The sequence below is a fragment of the uncultured Tateyamaria sp. genome (assembly GCF_947503385.1).
Taxonomy (GTDB): domain Bacteria; phylum Pseudomonadota; class Alphaproteobacteria; order Rhodobacterales; family Rhodobacteraceae; genus Tateyamaria.
In genome coordinates this window covers 201,906-215,213 of the sequence record NZ_CANNDO010000005.1, presented here as the reverse complement: position 1 = coordinate 215,213, position 13,308 = coordinate 201,906, and the positions used below count along the sequence as shown (strand labels likewise).

At 62.3% G+C, this 13,308-nt stretch carries 13 protein-coding genes; 2 read left to right on the top strand and 11 right to left on the bottom strand.

Annotated elements, in window-relative coordinates; translation table 11 throughout:
- Positions 1 to 147: 147 nt before the first annotated feature.
- Together Q1A85_RS16910 and Q1A85_RS16905 are read left to right on the top strand one after the other, a co-directional pair.
- Positions 148 to 1,362 carry an AraC family transcriptional regulator gene (locus Q1A85_RS16910; RefSeq protein ID WP_299692067.1) on the top strand — a complete coding sequence of 405 codons (1,215 nt, stop codon included), beginning with the start codon at positions 148 to 150 and terminating at the stop codon, positions 1,360 to 1,362.
- Between the two features lie 50 nt (positions 1,363 to 1,412).
- Entirely contained in the window at positions 1,413 to 2,258 is an 846-nt protein-coding gene (locus Q1A85_RS16905) for a penicillin-binding transpeptidase domain-containing protein (protein ID WP_299692064.1), read from the top strand.
- 59 nt (positions 2,259 to 2,317) lie between these two features.
- On the opposite strand, the gene Q1A85_RS16900 is transcribed toward Q1A85_RS16905, so the two are convergent.
- Genes Q1A85_RS16900 through Q1A85_RS16850 form a run of 11 tightly spaced genes read right to left on the bottom strand, consistent with a single transcriptional unit; the run spans position 2,318 to position 13,307 of the window.
- Positions 2,318 to 4,084 (bottom strand): FAD-dependent monooxygenase, encoded by a 1,767-nt coding sequence (locus Q1A85_RS16900; RefSeq protein WP_299692061.1) that lies wholly within the window; start codon positions 4,082 to 4,084, stop codon positions 2,318 to 2,320.
- 24 nt (positions 4,085 to 4,108) lie between these two features.
- Positions 4,109 to 5,722, bottom strand: a complete 1,614-nt coding sequence (locus tag Q1A85_RS16895; protein ID WP_299692058.1) for an alkaline phosphatase family protein — start codon at positions 5,720 to 5,722, stop codon at positions 4,109 to 4,111.
- Between the two features lie 2 nt (positions 5,723 to 5,724).
- The gene (locus Q1A85_RS16890; RefSeq protein ID WP_299692054.1) at positions 5,725 to 6,657 is read right to left on the bottom strand and encodes a 3-keto-5-aminohexanoate cleavage protein; all 933 of its coding nucleotides are present in this window, start codon (positions 6,655 to 6,657) and stop codon (positions 5,725 to 5,727) included.
- Position 6,658: 1 nt separating this feature from the next.
- Positions 6,659 to 7,669 carry a branched-chain amino acid ABC transporter permease gene (locus tag Q1A85_RS16885; protein WP_299692051.1) on the bottom strand — a complete coding sequence of 337 codons (1,011 nt, stop codon included), beginning with the start codon at positions 7,667 to 7,669 and terminating at the stop codon, positions 6,659 to 6,661.
- A complete protein-coding gene (locus Q1A85_RS16880) occupies positions 7,666 to 8,532 on the bottom strand; it encodes a branched-chain amino acid ABC transporter permease (RefSeq protein ID WP_299692048.1) in 867 nt (288 codons plus the stop codon). Before Q1A85_RS16880 ends, Q1A85_RS16885 begins: the two co-directional genes overlap by 4 nt.
- Positions 8,529 to 9,236 (bottom strand): ABC transporter ATP-binding protein, encoded by a 708-nt coding sequence (locus Q1A85_RS16875; RefSeq protein WP_299692045.1) that lies wholly within the window; start codon positions 9,234 to 9,236, stop codon positions 8,529 to 8,531. Before Q1A85_RS16875 ends, Q1A85_RS16880 begins: the two co-directional genes overlap by 4 nt.
- Entirely contained in the window at positions 9,229 to 9,957 is a 729-nt protein-coding gene (locus Q1A85_RS16870; protein WP_299692041.1) for an ATP-binding cassette domain-containing protein, read from the bottom strand. The genes Q1A85_RS16875 and Q1A85_RS16870 overlap by 8 nt, the downstream gene beginning before the upstream one ends.
- A 6-nt stretch (positions 9,958 to 9,963) precedes the next feature.
- Positions 9,964 to 11,232, bottom strand: coding sequence for an ABC transporter substrate-binding protein (locus tag Q1A85_RS16865; RefSeq protein ID WP_299692038.1), 1,269 nt, complete (start codon positions 11,230 to 11,232; stop codon positions 9,964 to 9,966).
- A 25-nt stretch (positions 11,233 to 11,257) separates the two neighbouring features.
- Positions 11,258 to 12,175, bottom strand: coding sequence for a 3-hydroxyacyl-CoA dehydrogenase family protein (locus Q1A85_RS16860; RefSeq protein WP_299692035.1), 918 nt, complete (start codon positions 12,173 to 12,175; stop codon positions 11,258 to 11,260).
- The gene (locus Q1A85_RS16855) at positions 12,172 to 12,957 is read right to left on the bottom strand and encodes an SDR family oxidoreductase (protein WP_299692032.1); all 786 of its coding nucleotides are present in this window, start codon (positions 12,955 to 12,957) and stop codon (positions 12,172 to 12,174) included. Before Q1A85_RS16855 ends, Q1A85_RS16860 begins: the two co-directional genes overlap by 4 nt.
- Positions 12,954 to 13,307, bottom strand: coding sequence for a cupin domain-containing protein (locus Q1A85_RS16850; RefSeq protein WP_299692029.1), 354 nt, complete (start codon positions 13,305 to 13,307; stop codon positions 12,954 to 12,956). The genes Q1A85_RS16855 and Q1A85_RS16850 overlap by 4 nt, the downstream gene beginning before the upstream one ends.
- Position 13,308: the final 1 nt, after the last annotated feature.

Here is a 13,308-nt window from a genome sequence, read left to right as displayed (position 1 = left end):
ATACTGCCCACCGCCCGCCGATAGCACCGAAGAAACTGTCCGACCCGAACGGGCCGGACAGACAATTTCGGGCGACGCGTTGAGATGCAGCCGACTTCGCGATACGCACGTGGTCATATTCGCCCCCTAGCGCAGGCCGAAACCATTATGTCTTTTGACCCCTTAAACCTTTTGATTGCGTCGGTGGTCGCAACCTTTGCGGTTGCCAGTCTCGCCGCGATGGTGTGCTGGTCGCAAAGGCGCAGCATTCCGTCGAGAACCACGCTCGCCCTGTTCTTTGCCGCATTCGCGCTGAGCGAGGTCGACAGCCTCGCCTTTGTTCTGACCGCCCAGATGCCGCAGGGGCTGCGCGATGGAACAGGTTTTCTGAACCTCGTCGTCAACTTCTGCATTATGCCGCTGTTCCTTCTTTATGTTCGTGAATTGCTGGACGCGCGTGGAACATCGGACAGCGGCCCTGCCTCTGCGTTCCACGTTGCCCTTCCTGCAACGGCCGCCTTTGTATCGGTTATTGGCATGGCAATGCCTGCCGCAACGCGCGAGGCGTGGTACACCGGTGCCACCACAGATACGCCAGGCCTGGTGTTCCTGCAGGTCAGCCTCACGCTGTTGACCATCGCATTGGTTTTGCAGTGGGCGGTCTACGTGATCTGGATTGCACAGACGCAGTCCCGGCACATTGCACGTCTCAAGCAGCATTTCGCCAGCACCGAAGGGATGGAGCAGCGATGGATTGCCGTGCTGGCCTTTGCGATGGGCTTTTACATCTTACAGACGATGGCCGGGGAAACGCTGGTTCTGTTGGGTGGGCAAGACCCTGTAGGCCCATTGCTGGACAGTTTTCTGGTCTTGGTGGTGGTTGTGGTGGTGGCCCTCTGGGGTCTGCGCCCCTCACCCGAGCTGGATCATGCCACGCAAACCCTCGATGCGGCGGAACCGCATTGCGACAAGAAGTACGAAAAAAGTGCGCTTGGAGCGGACCAAGCAGGCCGCATCGCGCGCAAGTTGATCCGCGCGATGCAACAGGACCAGTTATACCGTGATCCCAACCTGACACTCAGCACGCTGTCGTCCCATGTCGGCGTGTCGCTCAACTATGTTTCGCAGACCCTGAACCAACATCTGCACCAGTCGTTCTTTGAGTTTGTGAACGATTGGCGGGTCAAGGAAGCCATCCCGATGGTCAAGGCAGGCGAGACCACTGTTCTGGCCATCGCCTATGAGGTTGGGTTCAACTCGCGGTCATCGTTTTATTCCGCCTTCAAACGGGTCACCGGGGTGACACCCACCGCTTACAAAAACGCGCGGCACGATCCCGCACGGTTTCCTAGGGCACACCCAGTTGCCGCGGATGCGGAATGACCGTTGGCACAACCGGCATTGACCAGCAACCGAATGACAGGACACGTTCCATGGCTCACCTGACAGCACCACAATTGATGCGGCGCGCGTGTCTGGCCCTGTGCTTGGCTTTCCCGTTAGCCGGTGCATCTGTCGCGGATACAGTTCTTGATCGTGCAGTCTTTGCCGATCAGATCGGCCAGAGGCAGTCCAGCTTTCTCGCGCGTGACCTCACCACCGGGGCGCAATGCATCTTGGCCGACAGTGATCTTGAGACGCGCCACGCGCCTTGGTCGACATTCAAAATCCCCAACACGCTTATCGCGCTCGAAACCGGAGTGGCGGGTGGCCTTGAGGCGTGGCGTGACTGGGATCGCGCCCGGCGCCCTGCCGCAGCCTATTGGCCGCGCGAATGGCGGCAGGGGCAGACGCTGCAATCTGCATTCCGCCGCTCGGCCCTGTGGTACTATCAGGATATTGCAATCGAGGTGGGTGCGCAGACCTATCGCGATATTCTGTCGAATTGGGACTACGGCAACGCCGACGCTCCGGATGGCTCCGACGGCTTTTGGTTGGGTGGGCCATTGGCCCTGTCGATCACCGAACAGGTGCGTTTTCTTGAGCGCCTTCTGACCGGGCAACTGGCGGTCAGCGACAGCGCACTGTCCGGGTTGATCCGTGCGGCAGAAACAGGACGCTTCGGCACCCAAACCCTCTATGGCAAGACCGGCGCGGGACGGGTGCAAAGCGTCCAGTACACCGCAGAATTCGAAGGATGGTATGTCGGCTGGCTGGGATCAGACGATGCGGCCCGCGTCGTTTTTGCCCACCATTCCAAAGGCCCCAACTTTTCCGCCATTCGCACCTTCCGTCAGGACTTTGCCACGGTGCTGCTGCGGGCCTGCGGATACAACTGAAGTCCATTGGCACAACTGCGGCACAGTCCTGCACACACACCCCGCGCAGGTCAGCGCAATCACCCCGCGCCGCGCGCCAACACCTGATCCATCACCTGCCTCAATGCCGCAGCGGGATCGTCCGCCATGTTGTGCGCACGCCAAACAACGTGGTGATCGGGGCGGACCAGAACGCAGCCCGTATCCGACACCTCTGACACCTGCGCCCAGTCGCCGCCATGATCCACGTAGGCCTTGCGCGGACCGATCACGTGGCATCGCAGCGCGACCCCGATCTCATCTGCCAAGTCGGTTGCCGCGGTGCACCACGCCTCTCCGCCGATACCGGTCAGCAATGCAAAAGCCCCGCGTCCACACAGGTCCAGCGTCGACACCTGCGCGCCCGTGTCCCGGTCAAACACCCACGCATGAGGCAAACGCGCGCCGGGCGACGTTGTAGGCTGATAGAACAGCTCGACATCGCGATCAAAGGTCGGCACAGGCTGGCCGTCCGCCACCACGGCCCCGGACACGTAACGCTGGTTCATCTCAACCCCGTGGGCGTCGAATTCGTACTTTTTGAATGCAATCGCAGCACGCAAGGCGGCGCGCTGCGCCTCTCCTTCTGGTGACGCATCACAGCGGGCATCCATGTTGGCCTGAATCTTGTCGATATCCGTACCCCCGGTCATGCCAAGCGCTTCGAAGATCGGACCGAATTCACCGATGGACTGGTTGGCGCGGGTGACGATCTGTTTGGCAATGGGCGCGCGTTCGGCAGTGTAGCTGTCAAGAAGGGCCGCCCCCGCGTGCCCCTTGATCACCGCCGCCAGTTTCCACGCGAGATTAAAGCCGTCCTGAATAGACGTGTTCGACCCCAGCCCATTCGACGGCGGGTGCCGGTGGGCGGCGTCGCCCATGATGAACACGCGGTCCTTTTGCAGATAGGTGGCGTAGGCGTCGTTGACCGTCCACGTATTGGCCGAAATCAGCTCGATCTCAAGCTCGGGATCGCCCACCAGTTGCCGTGCAACACCGGTGGCAAAGGCTTCGTCCACCTGCGGCGCTGGTTCGGTGATGTCATAGCCCCAAACGATCAGCCATTCGTTCCAAGGCCGGATCATGCGGACAAGGCCCATGCCGATTCCGCCCACATCCGCGCCCGGTTGCATCACCCAATAAAGGACCGAGGGGCGGTGCGCGACGTATTTGCTAAGATCGGCGCGAAACAAGATGTTCATGGACCCGCCCACACCCATCTTGCCCTCAATGGGCGTATCGATGTGTTCGGCCACCAGCGAATTGCCCCCGTCCGCGCCGACGAGGTACTTGGACCGCACTTCGAATTCGCGCCCTGACAAACGGTCCAGCAGCGTTGTTGTCACGCCGTCTTCGTCCTGCACATGCGACAGGTATTCGGTCGACAGGCGTCCCTGCGCGCCGCGTTTGCAGGCGGTGGAGAACAGGATCGGCTCCATAAAGGTTTGGGGCAGATCGTTCATGTGGCAGGGACTGGCGAGTTGATGGGCAGCACGCGACATGGGGTGTTTGCCCCAGCTTTTCATCCGCCCAATTTCTTCACCGGCAAGGCTCTCGCAAAAGACATTCTCGCCCATCAGGTCCTGTTCGGTTGCGTGCATATACGCCTCTGCCTCGACCTCAGGTCCCAGATCGCGCAGCACCTCCATAGTGCGCTGGTTGGTGATGTGCGCGCGCGGTGTGTTGGCCAGCCAGCGATAGCGGTTCACGACCATCGTTTCGATCCCGTAGCTGGCCAGCAGGGCCGCCGTGGACGCGCCTGCCGGTCCGGTGCCGATGATCAGCACGTCCGTCGTGATTTCTGCCATGGTCTTCTCCTCCCCAAAAAGTCGCTAGGCATCCCTGATATGCGCGGGCATCGGCCTGCCGTCGCGGGCCAGATCGTCCTCATCCCAGTACGCGATGATGATGCCCGGCGGTTCGCGATTGTCTGTCATCCGCTCGATTGTTGCGGCGTCGCGTGTGGTGCGGTTGTGGTGTTGCCGCGCCCAGTCGAAATGCAGATCGCGCAGGCGCGCGACATGATCCGCATGGTCGGGGTCGGCGCCCAGATCGTGCAACTCGTCCGGGTCCGTTTCGAGGTCGAACAGCATGGGGCGCATCGTCTCGACGTGCACATATTTCCATCGTCCGTCAAAGACCATCACCATGCGCGCGTCGTTCTGATCCACGCCGACTGCACGGCGGGCGTCGCGGGTGGCATAGTCGTATTCCGAGATGCAGTGATCGCGCCATTCGACATCCTGCCCGTGCAGGAGTGGTGTCAGCTCACGGCCTTCCATGACATGCGGCTGCGCCGTGCCACCAAAGAAATCAACAAAGGTCGGGGCGAGGTCGATCCCTTCGACCAATGCATCACTGACAGTGCCGCGCGTCGCGTCCGCCTGCGCCCGCGGGTCGTAGACAATCAGCGGAATGCGGGCGGAACAATCGTAGAAGAGGTCCTTTTCACCCAGATCATGGTCCCCCATGTTGTCGCCGTGATCCGAGCAGAATACGACCATCGTGTCGTCCATCCGCCCGCTGGTTTCGAGGTAATCAAACAGCCGCCCGAGGTTGTCGTCCAGTTCCTTGATCAGCCCCATGTAAACAGGTGCAACGACGTCGCGCACGTCCTTGCGGGCAAAACTGCGGCAGATGCGCGTGTCGGCCCAAGCCTGCATCAAGGGGTGTTTATGTTCGCCATCGCGCCGGTTCACCGGCGGCAAGTCCCCGGCGCTGTACATGTCGTTGTAGGGCGCGGGGGCGAGGTAGGGCCAATGCGGCTTGATATAGCTGAGGTGGCACAGCCACGGCGCATCGCCTTGCGCCTCGATATACTCGATGCCACGCGTGGTGAGCCATGCAGTTTCTGAGTGTTCCTTTGGCACCCGCGCGGGCAATGGTGCCGTTTCCAGCAGCCACCCGGATTTCAGCGACCCATCAGGAGCTTCCGCCGTGTTCGCCCACTCTTCCCACGGGTTGTCCCCATCCATGCCGTGCGATCGCAGATAGGCATCGTAGTCCGCGCCGTGCCGGTTGGGATAGTCGGAGTGGTTGGTGCCATCGTCCCGCACAAACACATCGAACCCGCATTCCGCGACACGCGCGCCAATCTCGGTGTCGGGTGACAGGCCCAGCCGGGCCATCCCCTCGCGATCCGGGGTCATGTGCGTCTTGCCCACCAGCCCACAGGTGACGCCCAGTGGACGCAGGTGATCGCCCAGCGTCGCTTCGCCCACGCGCAAGGGAAAGCCGTTCCACGTCGCGCCATGGCTGCGCACGTAGCGCCCGGTGTAAAAACTCATCCGGCTGGGCCCGCAAATGGGCGACTGCACGTAGGTCTTGTTGAACCGCACGCCACGGGCGGCCAGCCGGTCGAGGTTGGGCGTGTCGATGTGGCTTGCACCGTAACAGCTCAGGTAATCCCAGCGCAGCTGGTCGGCCATGATCCACAGAACGTTCATCGTCAGAAGTTGACCCGGTCACCGCCCTTGAGGTCAAGGATTTCCCGCGCCTCATCCGGGGTGGCGACCTGAGACCCGAGGTCTTCGACGATGCGCTTGATCTTGGCCACCTGCTGGGCGTTGGACGTCGCCAGTTCTCCGCGCCGGATGAACAGGCTGTCTTCCATACCGACGCGTACGTTGCCGCCCATCTGGCTCGCTGTTGTGGCCAGCGGCATTTGTGCATTGCCTGCCCCCAGCACGGACCAGCGGTAATCGTCGCCAAAGAGCCGGTCTGCCGTGCGCTTCATGAAGATGAGGTTGTCGATGTCCGCCCCAATCCCGCCAAGGATACCGAACACGAATTGCAGGAACACCGGTGCCTTGAACATGCCCGCATCCATGCAGAATTTCAGATTGTAGAGATGGCCGACATCGTAGCATTCATGCTCGAACTTGATACCCAGCGGCCCCAGCGTTTCCGCCGCCTGCCGGATATCGGCAAAGGTGTTGCGAAAGATGTTGGCCTCGGACCCTTCGATGTAAGCCTTTTCCCAGTCATGTTTGAAACTGTCATAGCGCCCCGCCAGCGGGTGAAAGGCAAAGTTGAGCGACCCCATGTTCAGCGAACACATCTCGGGCGCGAACCGTTCAGCGGCCTTGATCCGGTCGGCGATCAGCATAGTGGGCGCGCCGCCCGTGGTGATGTTGATCACGGCGTCGGTGGATTGCTTCACCCGGCCCAAGATCGGCGTGTAGTGATCGGGATCGACCGAAGGGCGTCCATCCTCAGGATCGCGCGTATGGATATGCAGGATCGACGCGCCCGCCTCTGCCGCCTCGATGGATTGGCGCGCAATCTCGTCCTGCGTGACCGGCAGGTGATCGGACATCGTGGGCGTGTGGATCGACCCGGTGACGGCGCAGGTGATAATCGTTTTGTTCTGTTTGGCCATGTCAGTCGTCCTTTGTGCGTACACGGTAGCTGAGGGGGAACAGTTCCAGATCAAAGCGTTCGCGGATCAGCCCCCAGACGCCCTTGGGCGCCTTGAGCATCACGACGATGGCCACAGCACCCAGCACCATCAGGTAGATCGTTCCGAAATCCGCCAGCACTTCGCGCAGGGCAAAGAAGAGCAGCGTGCCGATGATAGGCCCTTCGAGCGTGCCAATGCCGCCGATCACCACGATAAAGATCACAAAAGCCGTCCAATCGTTGACGGAAAAGGCGGCGTCGGGTGAGATGCGCAGCTTTTGCAGAAAGATCAGTCCGCCGATGATCGCGGTAAAGGCGGAGGTGACCACGTAAACTTCCAGCTTGGTCCGCCAGATGTCGATGCCAAGCCCGGAGGCGGCGACCTCGCTGTCCCGGATCGCGGTCAGGGCAAGCCCACGGCGCGAGCGGAGCAGCAGGTAGACCGCCAGCAGCACAGCCACCGCCGCACCCAGCGCCAGCCAATAGCTGGTCGCCTCGCGCGCGGCTTTCTTGGCACCCAGTTCCTTGACGATGGCGACAGGCAGCGATGTGCCCGACCCGCCACCAAGCGGCTGGATTTGCGCGAAACTCAGGCGGAACACCTCGGCCATGACCCAGGTGCCAATGGCGAAATAGGCCCCTTTGAGGCGGAACATCAGGGCGGCGACGGGGACCGAGATGATCGCGGCAAGCACCCCGCCCAGCAAGATGGCGACCACCGGGTTGAGCCCGCCAAAGATGCTGAGCGCAAAGAGCATGTAGCCGCCAAAGCCCACATAGGCCTGTTGGCCCACCGACACGAGGCCAGCGTAACCCGCCATCAGGTTCCACAGGCACGCGAGAGAGAGATACAGGTAGATCTCGCCCATCAGGCGCAGATCGGCACGGCCCGCCCACCACGGTGCTGCGATCAACACAATCAGACCCACAAAGCCAATGATCATGGCCACGCGGCTGGCGCGGGTAGAGCGGCTGACGGTCGGCCCGCTCAATGCGCGACCCTCGGGAACAGGCCATTGGGACGCACGGCCAGAACGACGAGAAAGGCAATATGCCCGGCGAGGATCTGGAACCCCGGGTCGATCTTGGCCCCGATGGTCTGCGCGACCCCGAGGATCACACCCCCCGCAAGCGTGCCCCAAAGGTTGCCAAGCCCTCCGATGATCACCGCCTCGAACCCAAAGATCAAACGTCCCCCACCGATGGCGGGATCAAAGCTGGTCCGCATCCCCAAGAGCACCCCGGCAATGGCCACAACCGCCAGCGCCAGCGCCATGGCGACGCCAAAGACATGCGCCTTGTTCAGTCCCATCAGTTGCGCGATGTCCTGATTGTCGCTCACCGCGCGGAACCCGCGGCCCAGCGCCGTGCGGTAGAACACGAACTGCAAGCCAGCAATCACAGCCACTGCGATGCCAAAGGTCACCAGCGGCAGCACACCAACCGTGATGCCCCCCAGATCAAGGCTCGCTGTATCAATCGCCCCGCCCGACAGCTTGCGCGGATCGGCGGTGTAGGTCTCCAAAAGAGCGTTCTGAATGATGACGGACAAGCCAAAGGTGACCAGAAGCGGCGGCAGAATGTCCGGCCCAAGCGTTCGGTTCAGCACACCCCGTTGCAGCACATAGCCAATGCCAGCCATCACCGGCATGACGATCAGCAGCGCCACAAACGGATGCACACCCAGCATCACCGTGGTGCTGAGGCCCAGATAGGCGGCAAGGATGATCAGGTCGCCATGGGCAATGTTGACCAGACGCATCACGCCAAAGATCAGCGACAGACCGGCGGCAAAAAGCGCGTAGAGCCCGCCCAGCAGCACGCCTTGGACGATGGCTCCGCTCCACTCGATCATGCTTCCACCCCGAAATAGGCGGCCGTGATCTGGTCGTGTGTCACGTCGTCCGTGCGCCCCTCCAGCGCCACGCGCCCTTCCTGCAAACAGTAGACGCGCGACGAGACCGACAGCGCCTTGGTGATGTCCTGTTCCACGATCATCGCCGTCATCCCCTGCCCCACGATCCCCGGCAACGCCTCGTAAATCTGGCGGATGATCACCGGGGCGAGACCAAGGCTGATTTCGTCAAACAGGATCAGGTCCGGGTTCGCCATGAGCGCCCGGCCAATCGCCACCATCTGCTGTTGCCCGCCCGACAGCGAGGTCGAGGCCTGCGTGCGACGTTCCTGCAATATCGGGAACAGGTCATAGACCGCGCCCAGCGACCACGGCCCCTTTCGCCCCGTTTTGCCTCCGATCAGCAGGTTTTCCTCGACCGACAGCGACGGGAACAGTTGCCGCCCCTCGGGCACCAGCGCGATGCCAAGGGCTGCGACCTGATCCGCGCGCATCGCACCAATGGGCTGGCCGCGATAGTGCACCGCCTCCGCACGGTTCTTCAGCAGGCCAGAGATTGAGCGCATCAATGTCGTCTTGCCCGCTCCGTTTGCCCCGATGATAGCGATCACCTCGCCCTCGGACACCGACAGATCAAGGCCGTAAAGCGCTTGAAAGTCGCCGTAATGCGCATCCAGAGACGTAAGCGTCAGCAGGTCAGACATCCGGGTCCACCCCCAGGTAGATCTCCTTGACCTCGGCGCTTTCCATGATCGGCTTCGGCGCGCCTTCGGCGATCTTTTTGCCAAAGTCGATAACGATCAGCCGTTCCACCACCGCCATCAGCGCATGAACGACATGTTCGATCCAGATGATCGTAGTGCCGCCCGCGTGGATGTCCTTGATCGTTGCGATCAGGGATTGGCATTCGGCCTCGGTCAAGCCACCGGCGATCTCATCGAGCAGCAGCAGCTTGGGTTTGGCAGCCAGCGCGCGGGTCAGTTCCAGCCGCTTGCGCTCCAGCAGGGTCAGCGTGCCCGCCCGTGTGTTGGCGCGGGCCAAAAGACCCGTCTGATCCAGCACGTCCATGGCGTATTGCTCCGCCTCGTGCCCCGACAGCCCTGCCCCTTGTGTCGCCCCCACCAGTGCGTTTTCAAACACGGTCATCCCGCCAAAGGGTTGCGGAATCTGGAACGACCGCGCGATGCCCATCTTGCACCGCGCAGCCGCAGAGCTTGCCGTGATGTCCGCCCCGTCAAAGGTGATCCGCCCGCCCGAAGGCTTCAGCGCGCCGGTGATCAGGTTGAACAGTGACGTCTTGCCCGCCCCGTTGGGGCCGAGGATGCCCACGGCCTCACCCGACGCGACATCAAATGACGTCGCATCGGCCACGACCACGGCCCCAAAGGACTTTTGCAGCCCCGAAACGGACAAGAGTGCCGACATCCGTGCTTAGCCAAGCAACTGCAATTCGCCGCCGACCGGAATCTCCGGCGCGTGCGCGTTGTTGGTGATCACGAGTTCAACCCCGTCACCCGCCTTCTGCCATTGGCCCGAGACCAGCGGCGTCTTGGACACGTTGGGCACCGGTCCATTGGACCAGTTCACGCCGCCCACAATGGTGGAGATGTTCGTGCCCCCGATGGCTGCCGCAATTGCGTCGGCATCGTCGAGGTCCTCGGCACGGGCAATGACATCCGCGACCACTTCGAACAGTGCGTGCTTGAACCCAATGGGTTGCGTCCACGGACGGCCCGTTGCGGTGGAATACCCGCCAGCCAGATCGCCCGCCGATGTGCCCGTCAGGGACGAGCTGAACGGATGGTTCGGCGACCACCAGATTTCGGAGGTGAGGCCGATGCCACGATCCCCAAGTGCTTCGATGGCCGACGGGAACAGCAGCGCTTTGCCAATGGTTGCAACCTTGGGATTGAACCCCTGTTGCGCGGCCTGCGCCCAAAAGGTGCCAAAGTCGGGCGGGATCATCACACCGGTCACAATCTCGCAGCCTGCGTCCTTGAACGCACTGATATAGTTCGAAAAATCATCTGACAGCGGTTGGTAGCGCCCCGGATCGGTCAGCTCAAACCCTTGGGCGGCAAGCGCGGGCGGCAGTCCCAGCTTCGCATCCCCCCATGCGTTGCCATCGGCGTCGTTCGGGAACAGCCCGCCGACCTTCTTGGCCACGCCGCTGCCGTTCCAGAGACCGGTGAAGTTCGCGATCACGTCCTCTAGGCCCCAGAAGAAGTGGTAGGTATAGGCGAAGCCTTCGGCCGGATTGCCGCCACGACCAAAGAAATAGGGCTGCCATGGCGCGTCCGTGGTGATGCAGGGGATCTCGTTGATCTCGGCCTGATCGGCCACCGGGTTCGTGGTGTCGGGCGTTGCGGCGGCGGTGATGATATCCACCTCGTCCGAAAGGATCAGTTCGGCGGCCACCTCGGCGGCACGGTTGGGGTTGGACTGGCTGTCCTTCTTGATGATTTCGATGTTGTAGGACTTGCCGTTGTTGGTCACGCCACCCGCGAAATGCGCGCGCAACCCTTCGAGGATGTAGTCATCGGCCTCGGCAAAGCCCGCCAGCGGCCCGGTCGACGGCGTAACAAACCCCACCCGGATCGTCGGCGACTGCGCATAGGCGCGGGTCGATCGAAGAATGGCCGGTGCGGCCACGCCGGCGGCCAAGGCCCCCATGAACTGGCGTCTGGACGTGTTTTTCATGTTTTTTCCTCCCAATATGTCCGGATCAGTCGGGCAGTATCGCCTCTAGTTTCCTCAGATGATCCGCGACTTTCTGTTTTGTGGCGTCGAGATCGCCACGCTCCCACTCCCTAAACCCTGCGCCTGCGGCCATGCCGGTGCGCCCCGCATCTCGCAACTGCTGCAACAACGGGGACGGCGACGGGCTGGCCTCAAGGTCAAACAATACCTGCGCATGGATGTCCTGTGTCAACTCCAGCCCCACGAGGTCCGCATTTTCGAGCGGACCAAGCACCGCAAGACGGCGGCCAAAGCTGGTCTTGACCACGTCATCCACGGCCTGTGCCGTGCAGATGCCGTTCTCCACCAGACTGATCGCCTCGCGCCAGAGCGCGTGTTGCAACCGGTTGCCGATAAACCCCGGCACGTCCTTTTCGACCATCACGGGCGTTTTGCCCGCACCAGCGAGCAAGTCGTGCATGGTTTCGGCATGGGACGGGTTGGTCCACTCGGTCTTGACCACCTCGACCAGCGGGATCATGTGCGGCGGGTTCCACCAATGGGTGCCCAGCGCGCGGTGACGTGTGTTCAATCCGCCCATGATCTGCGTGATCGGGATAACAGATGTGTTGGAGGCGAGAATTGCCGTATCCGGCGCGTGCGCCTCGACTTCGGCAAAGATGGCCTGTTTCAACGTGAGTTTCTCGGGTGCGGCCTCGAACACCACATCGGCGTCCACTACGGCTTCTGCCAGCGACGGCGTCACCGTGACGTTGGCACAGGCAGCCGCAATCTCGGGCGGTGCCGCACCCAACAGCGCAAGGCTTTGCGCGATGCGGTCCAGCGCCGTGGCGCGCATGTCGTCGACCGGGTCACTGATGATCACCGCATGGCCCGCCCGCGCAAAGGTCAGTGCGATGCCGTGACCCATCAGTCCCGCGCCTATGACAGCAACGCGGCTCATCCGGCGGTGTATCCGCCATCGGCATAGAGGATGTGACCGGTGTAAAAATCGCTGGCCCGCGACGACAGGAACAACAGAGGCCCGGCAAGGTCTTCGGGTTCACCCAGACGACCTTTGGGCACGCGGGTCAGGAACCCGCCACGCACCGCCTTGGCCTCCTGCGTATCCTCGAACATCCACGCGGTCAGGGGCGAGCGAAACACCGTGGGCGCAATCGCGTTCACGGTGATCCCCGTCGGCCCCAACTCGCAGCCCAACGCTTTGGTGATCCCGTCCACGGCGGCCTTGGACGCGCAATAGGCGGTGTAGCCCGCCGGGTGGCCCAGCAAACCGCGGGCCGAGGACATGAGGACAATCTTGCCACCCTCCCCCTGCGCCTGCATCTGTGTGGTCGCGGCACGCGCCATCAGCCAGCTTTGTGTGACATTGGCATCCATGACGTCGGTGAATGTCTCGGGCTCCATCGCGTCGATCTTGGCCACCTTGTTCATACCTGAGGCCACCACAAGGATATCAAGCCGGCCAAATGCCGCGACGGCCTGCGCGACCATCTCCGCGCACGCGGCTTCGCTGTCGGGGCGGGCGTTGATCTGATGCGTTTCGCCTTTGCATCTGTTGGCGACCTCGGCCAAAGCAGTCGCGTTTCCTGCCGCCAACACGACCTTGCACCCGGCCCCCGACAGGCATTCTGCGGCCACTGCGCCAAATGCGCCGGACGCGCCGGTGATCAGCGCCACCTTGCCTGTCACATCAAAGAAAGAAAGCGGATCAGACAGGCTCATGTCGGGCGCCCTCCTTCTGGGTATGGGATCACGACCAGCATCTTGCAGACGTGGTTGCTGCGGTTCTCGATGCGGCGCACCTGCCCCGGCGGCACGGTGCAACTGTCCATGGCGCGCAATACGTCCGTCTGCCCATCCCATTCGATCGTCATCTCGCCGTCGAGCACCACATAGACTTTTTCAAAGGGCGTGCTGTCCGGCCCCGCCCCGCCGCCGGGCAGAAACTGGCTGAACCCGACCCACTGGTTTTCCGGGCCGCCGTCCTCGAACCCCTGCAACCGCAGCCCCGTGACACCCCAATGGTTCGGGGCCTCGTAGGTTTCAGCATCTTCGAACCGCTTGATCCGCATC

Coding starts and splice junctions, on each gene's coding strand:
- Q1A85_RS16910 (WP_299692067.1), top strand. CDS start 148: ATGTCTTTTGACCCCTTAAACCTTTTGATTGCGTCGGTGGTCGCAACC.
- Q1A85_RS16905 (WP_299692064.1), top strand. CDS start 1,413: ATGGCTCACCTGACAGCACCACAATTGATGCGGCGCGCGTGTCTGGCC.
- Q1A85_RS16900 (WP_299692061.1), bottom strand. CDS start 4,084: ATGGCAGAAATCACGACGGACGTGCTGATCATCGGCACCGGACCGGCA.
- Q1A85_RS16895 (WP_299692058.1), bottom strand. CDS start 5,722: ATGAACGTTCTGTGGATCATGGCCGACCAGCTGCGCTGGGATTACCTG.
- Q1A85_RS16890 (WP_299692054.1), bottom strand. CDS start 6,657: ATGGCCAAACAGAACAAAACGATTATCACCTGCGCCGTCACCGGGTCG.
- Q1A85_RS16880 (WP_299692048.1), bottom strand. CDS start 8,532: ATGATCGAGTGGAGCGGAGCCATCGTCCAAGGCGTGCTGCTGGGCGGG.
- Q1A85_RS16875 (WP_299692045.1), bottom strand. CDS start 9,236: ATGTCTGACCTGCTGACGCTTACGTCTCTGGATGCGCATTACGGCGAC.
- Q1A85_RS16870 (WP_299692041.1), bottom strand. CDS start 9,957: ATGTCGGCACTCTTGTCCGTTTCGGGGCTGCAAAAGTCCTTTGGGGCC.
- Q1A85_RS16865 (WP_299692038.1), bottom strand. CDS start 11,232: ATGAAAAACACGTCCAGACGCCAGTTCATGGGGGCCTTGGCCGCCGGC.
- Q1A85_RS16860 (WP_299692035.1), bottom strand. CDS start 12,175: ATGAGCCGCGTTGCTGTCATAGGCGCGGGACTGATGGGTCACGGCATC.
- Q1A85_RS16855 (WP_299692032.1), bottom strand. CDS start 12,957: ATGAGCCTGTCTGATCCGCTTTCTTTCTTTGATGTGACAGGCAAGGTG.
- Q1A85_RS16850 (WP_299692029.1), bottom strand. CDS start 13,307: ATGCGGATCAAGCGGTTCGAAGATGCTGAAACCTACGAGGCCCCGAAC.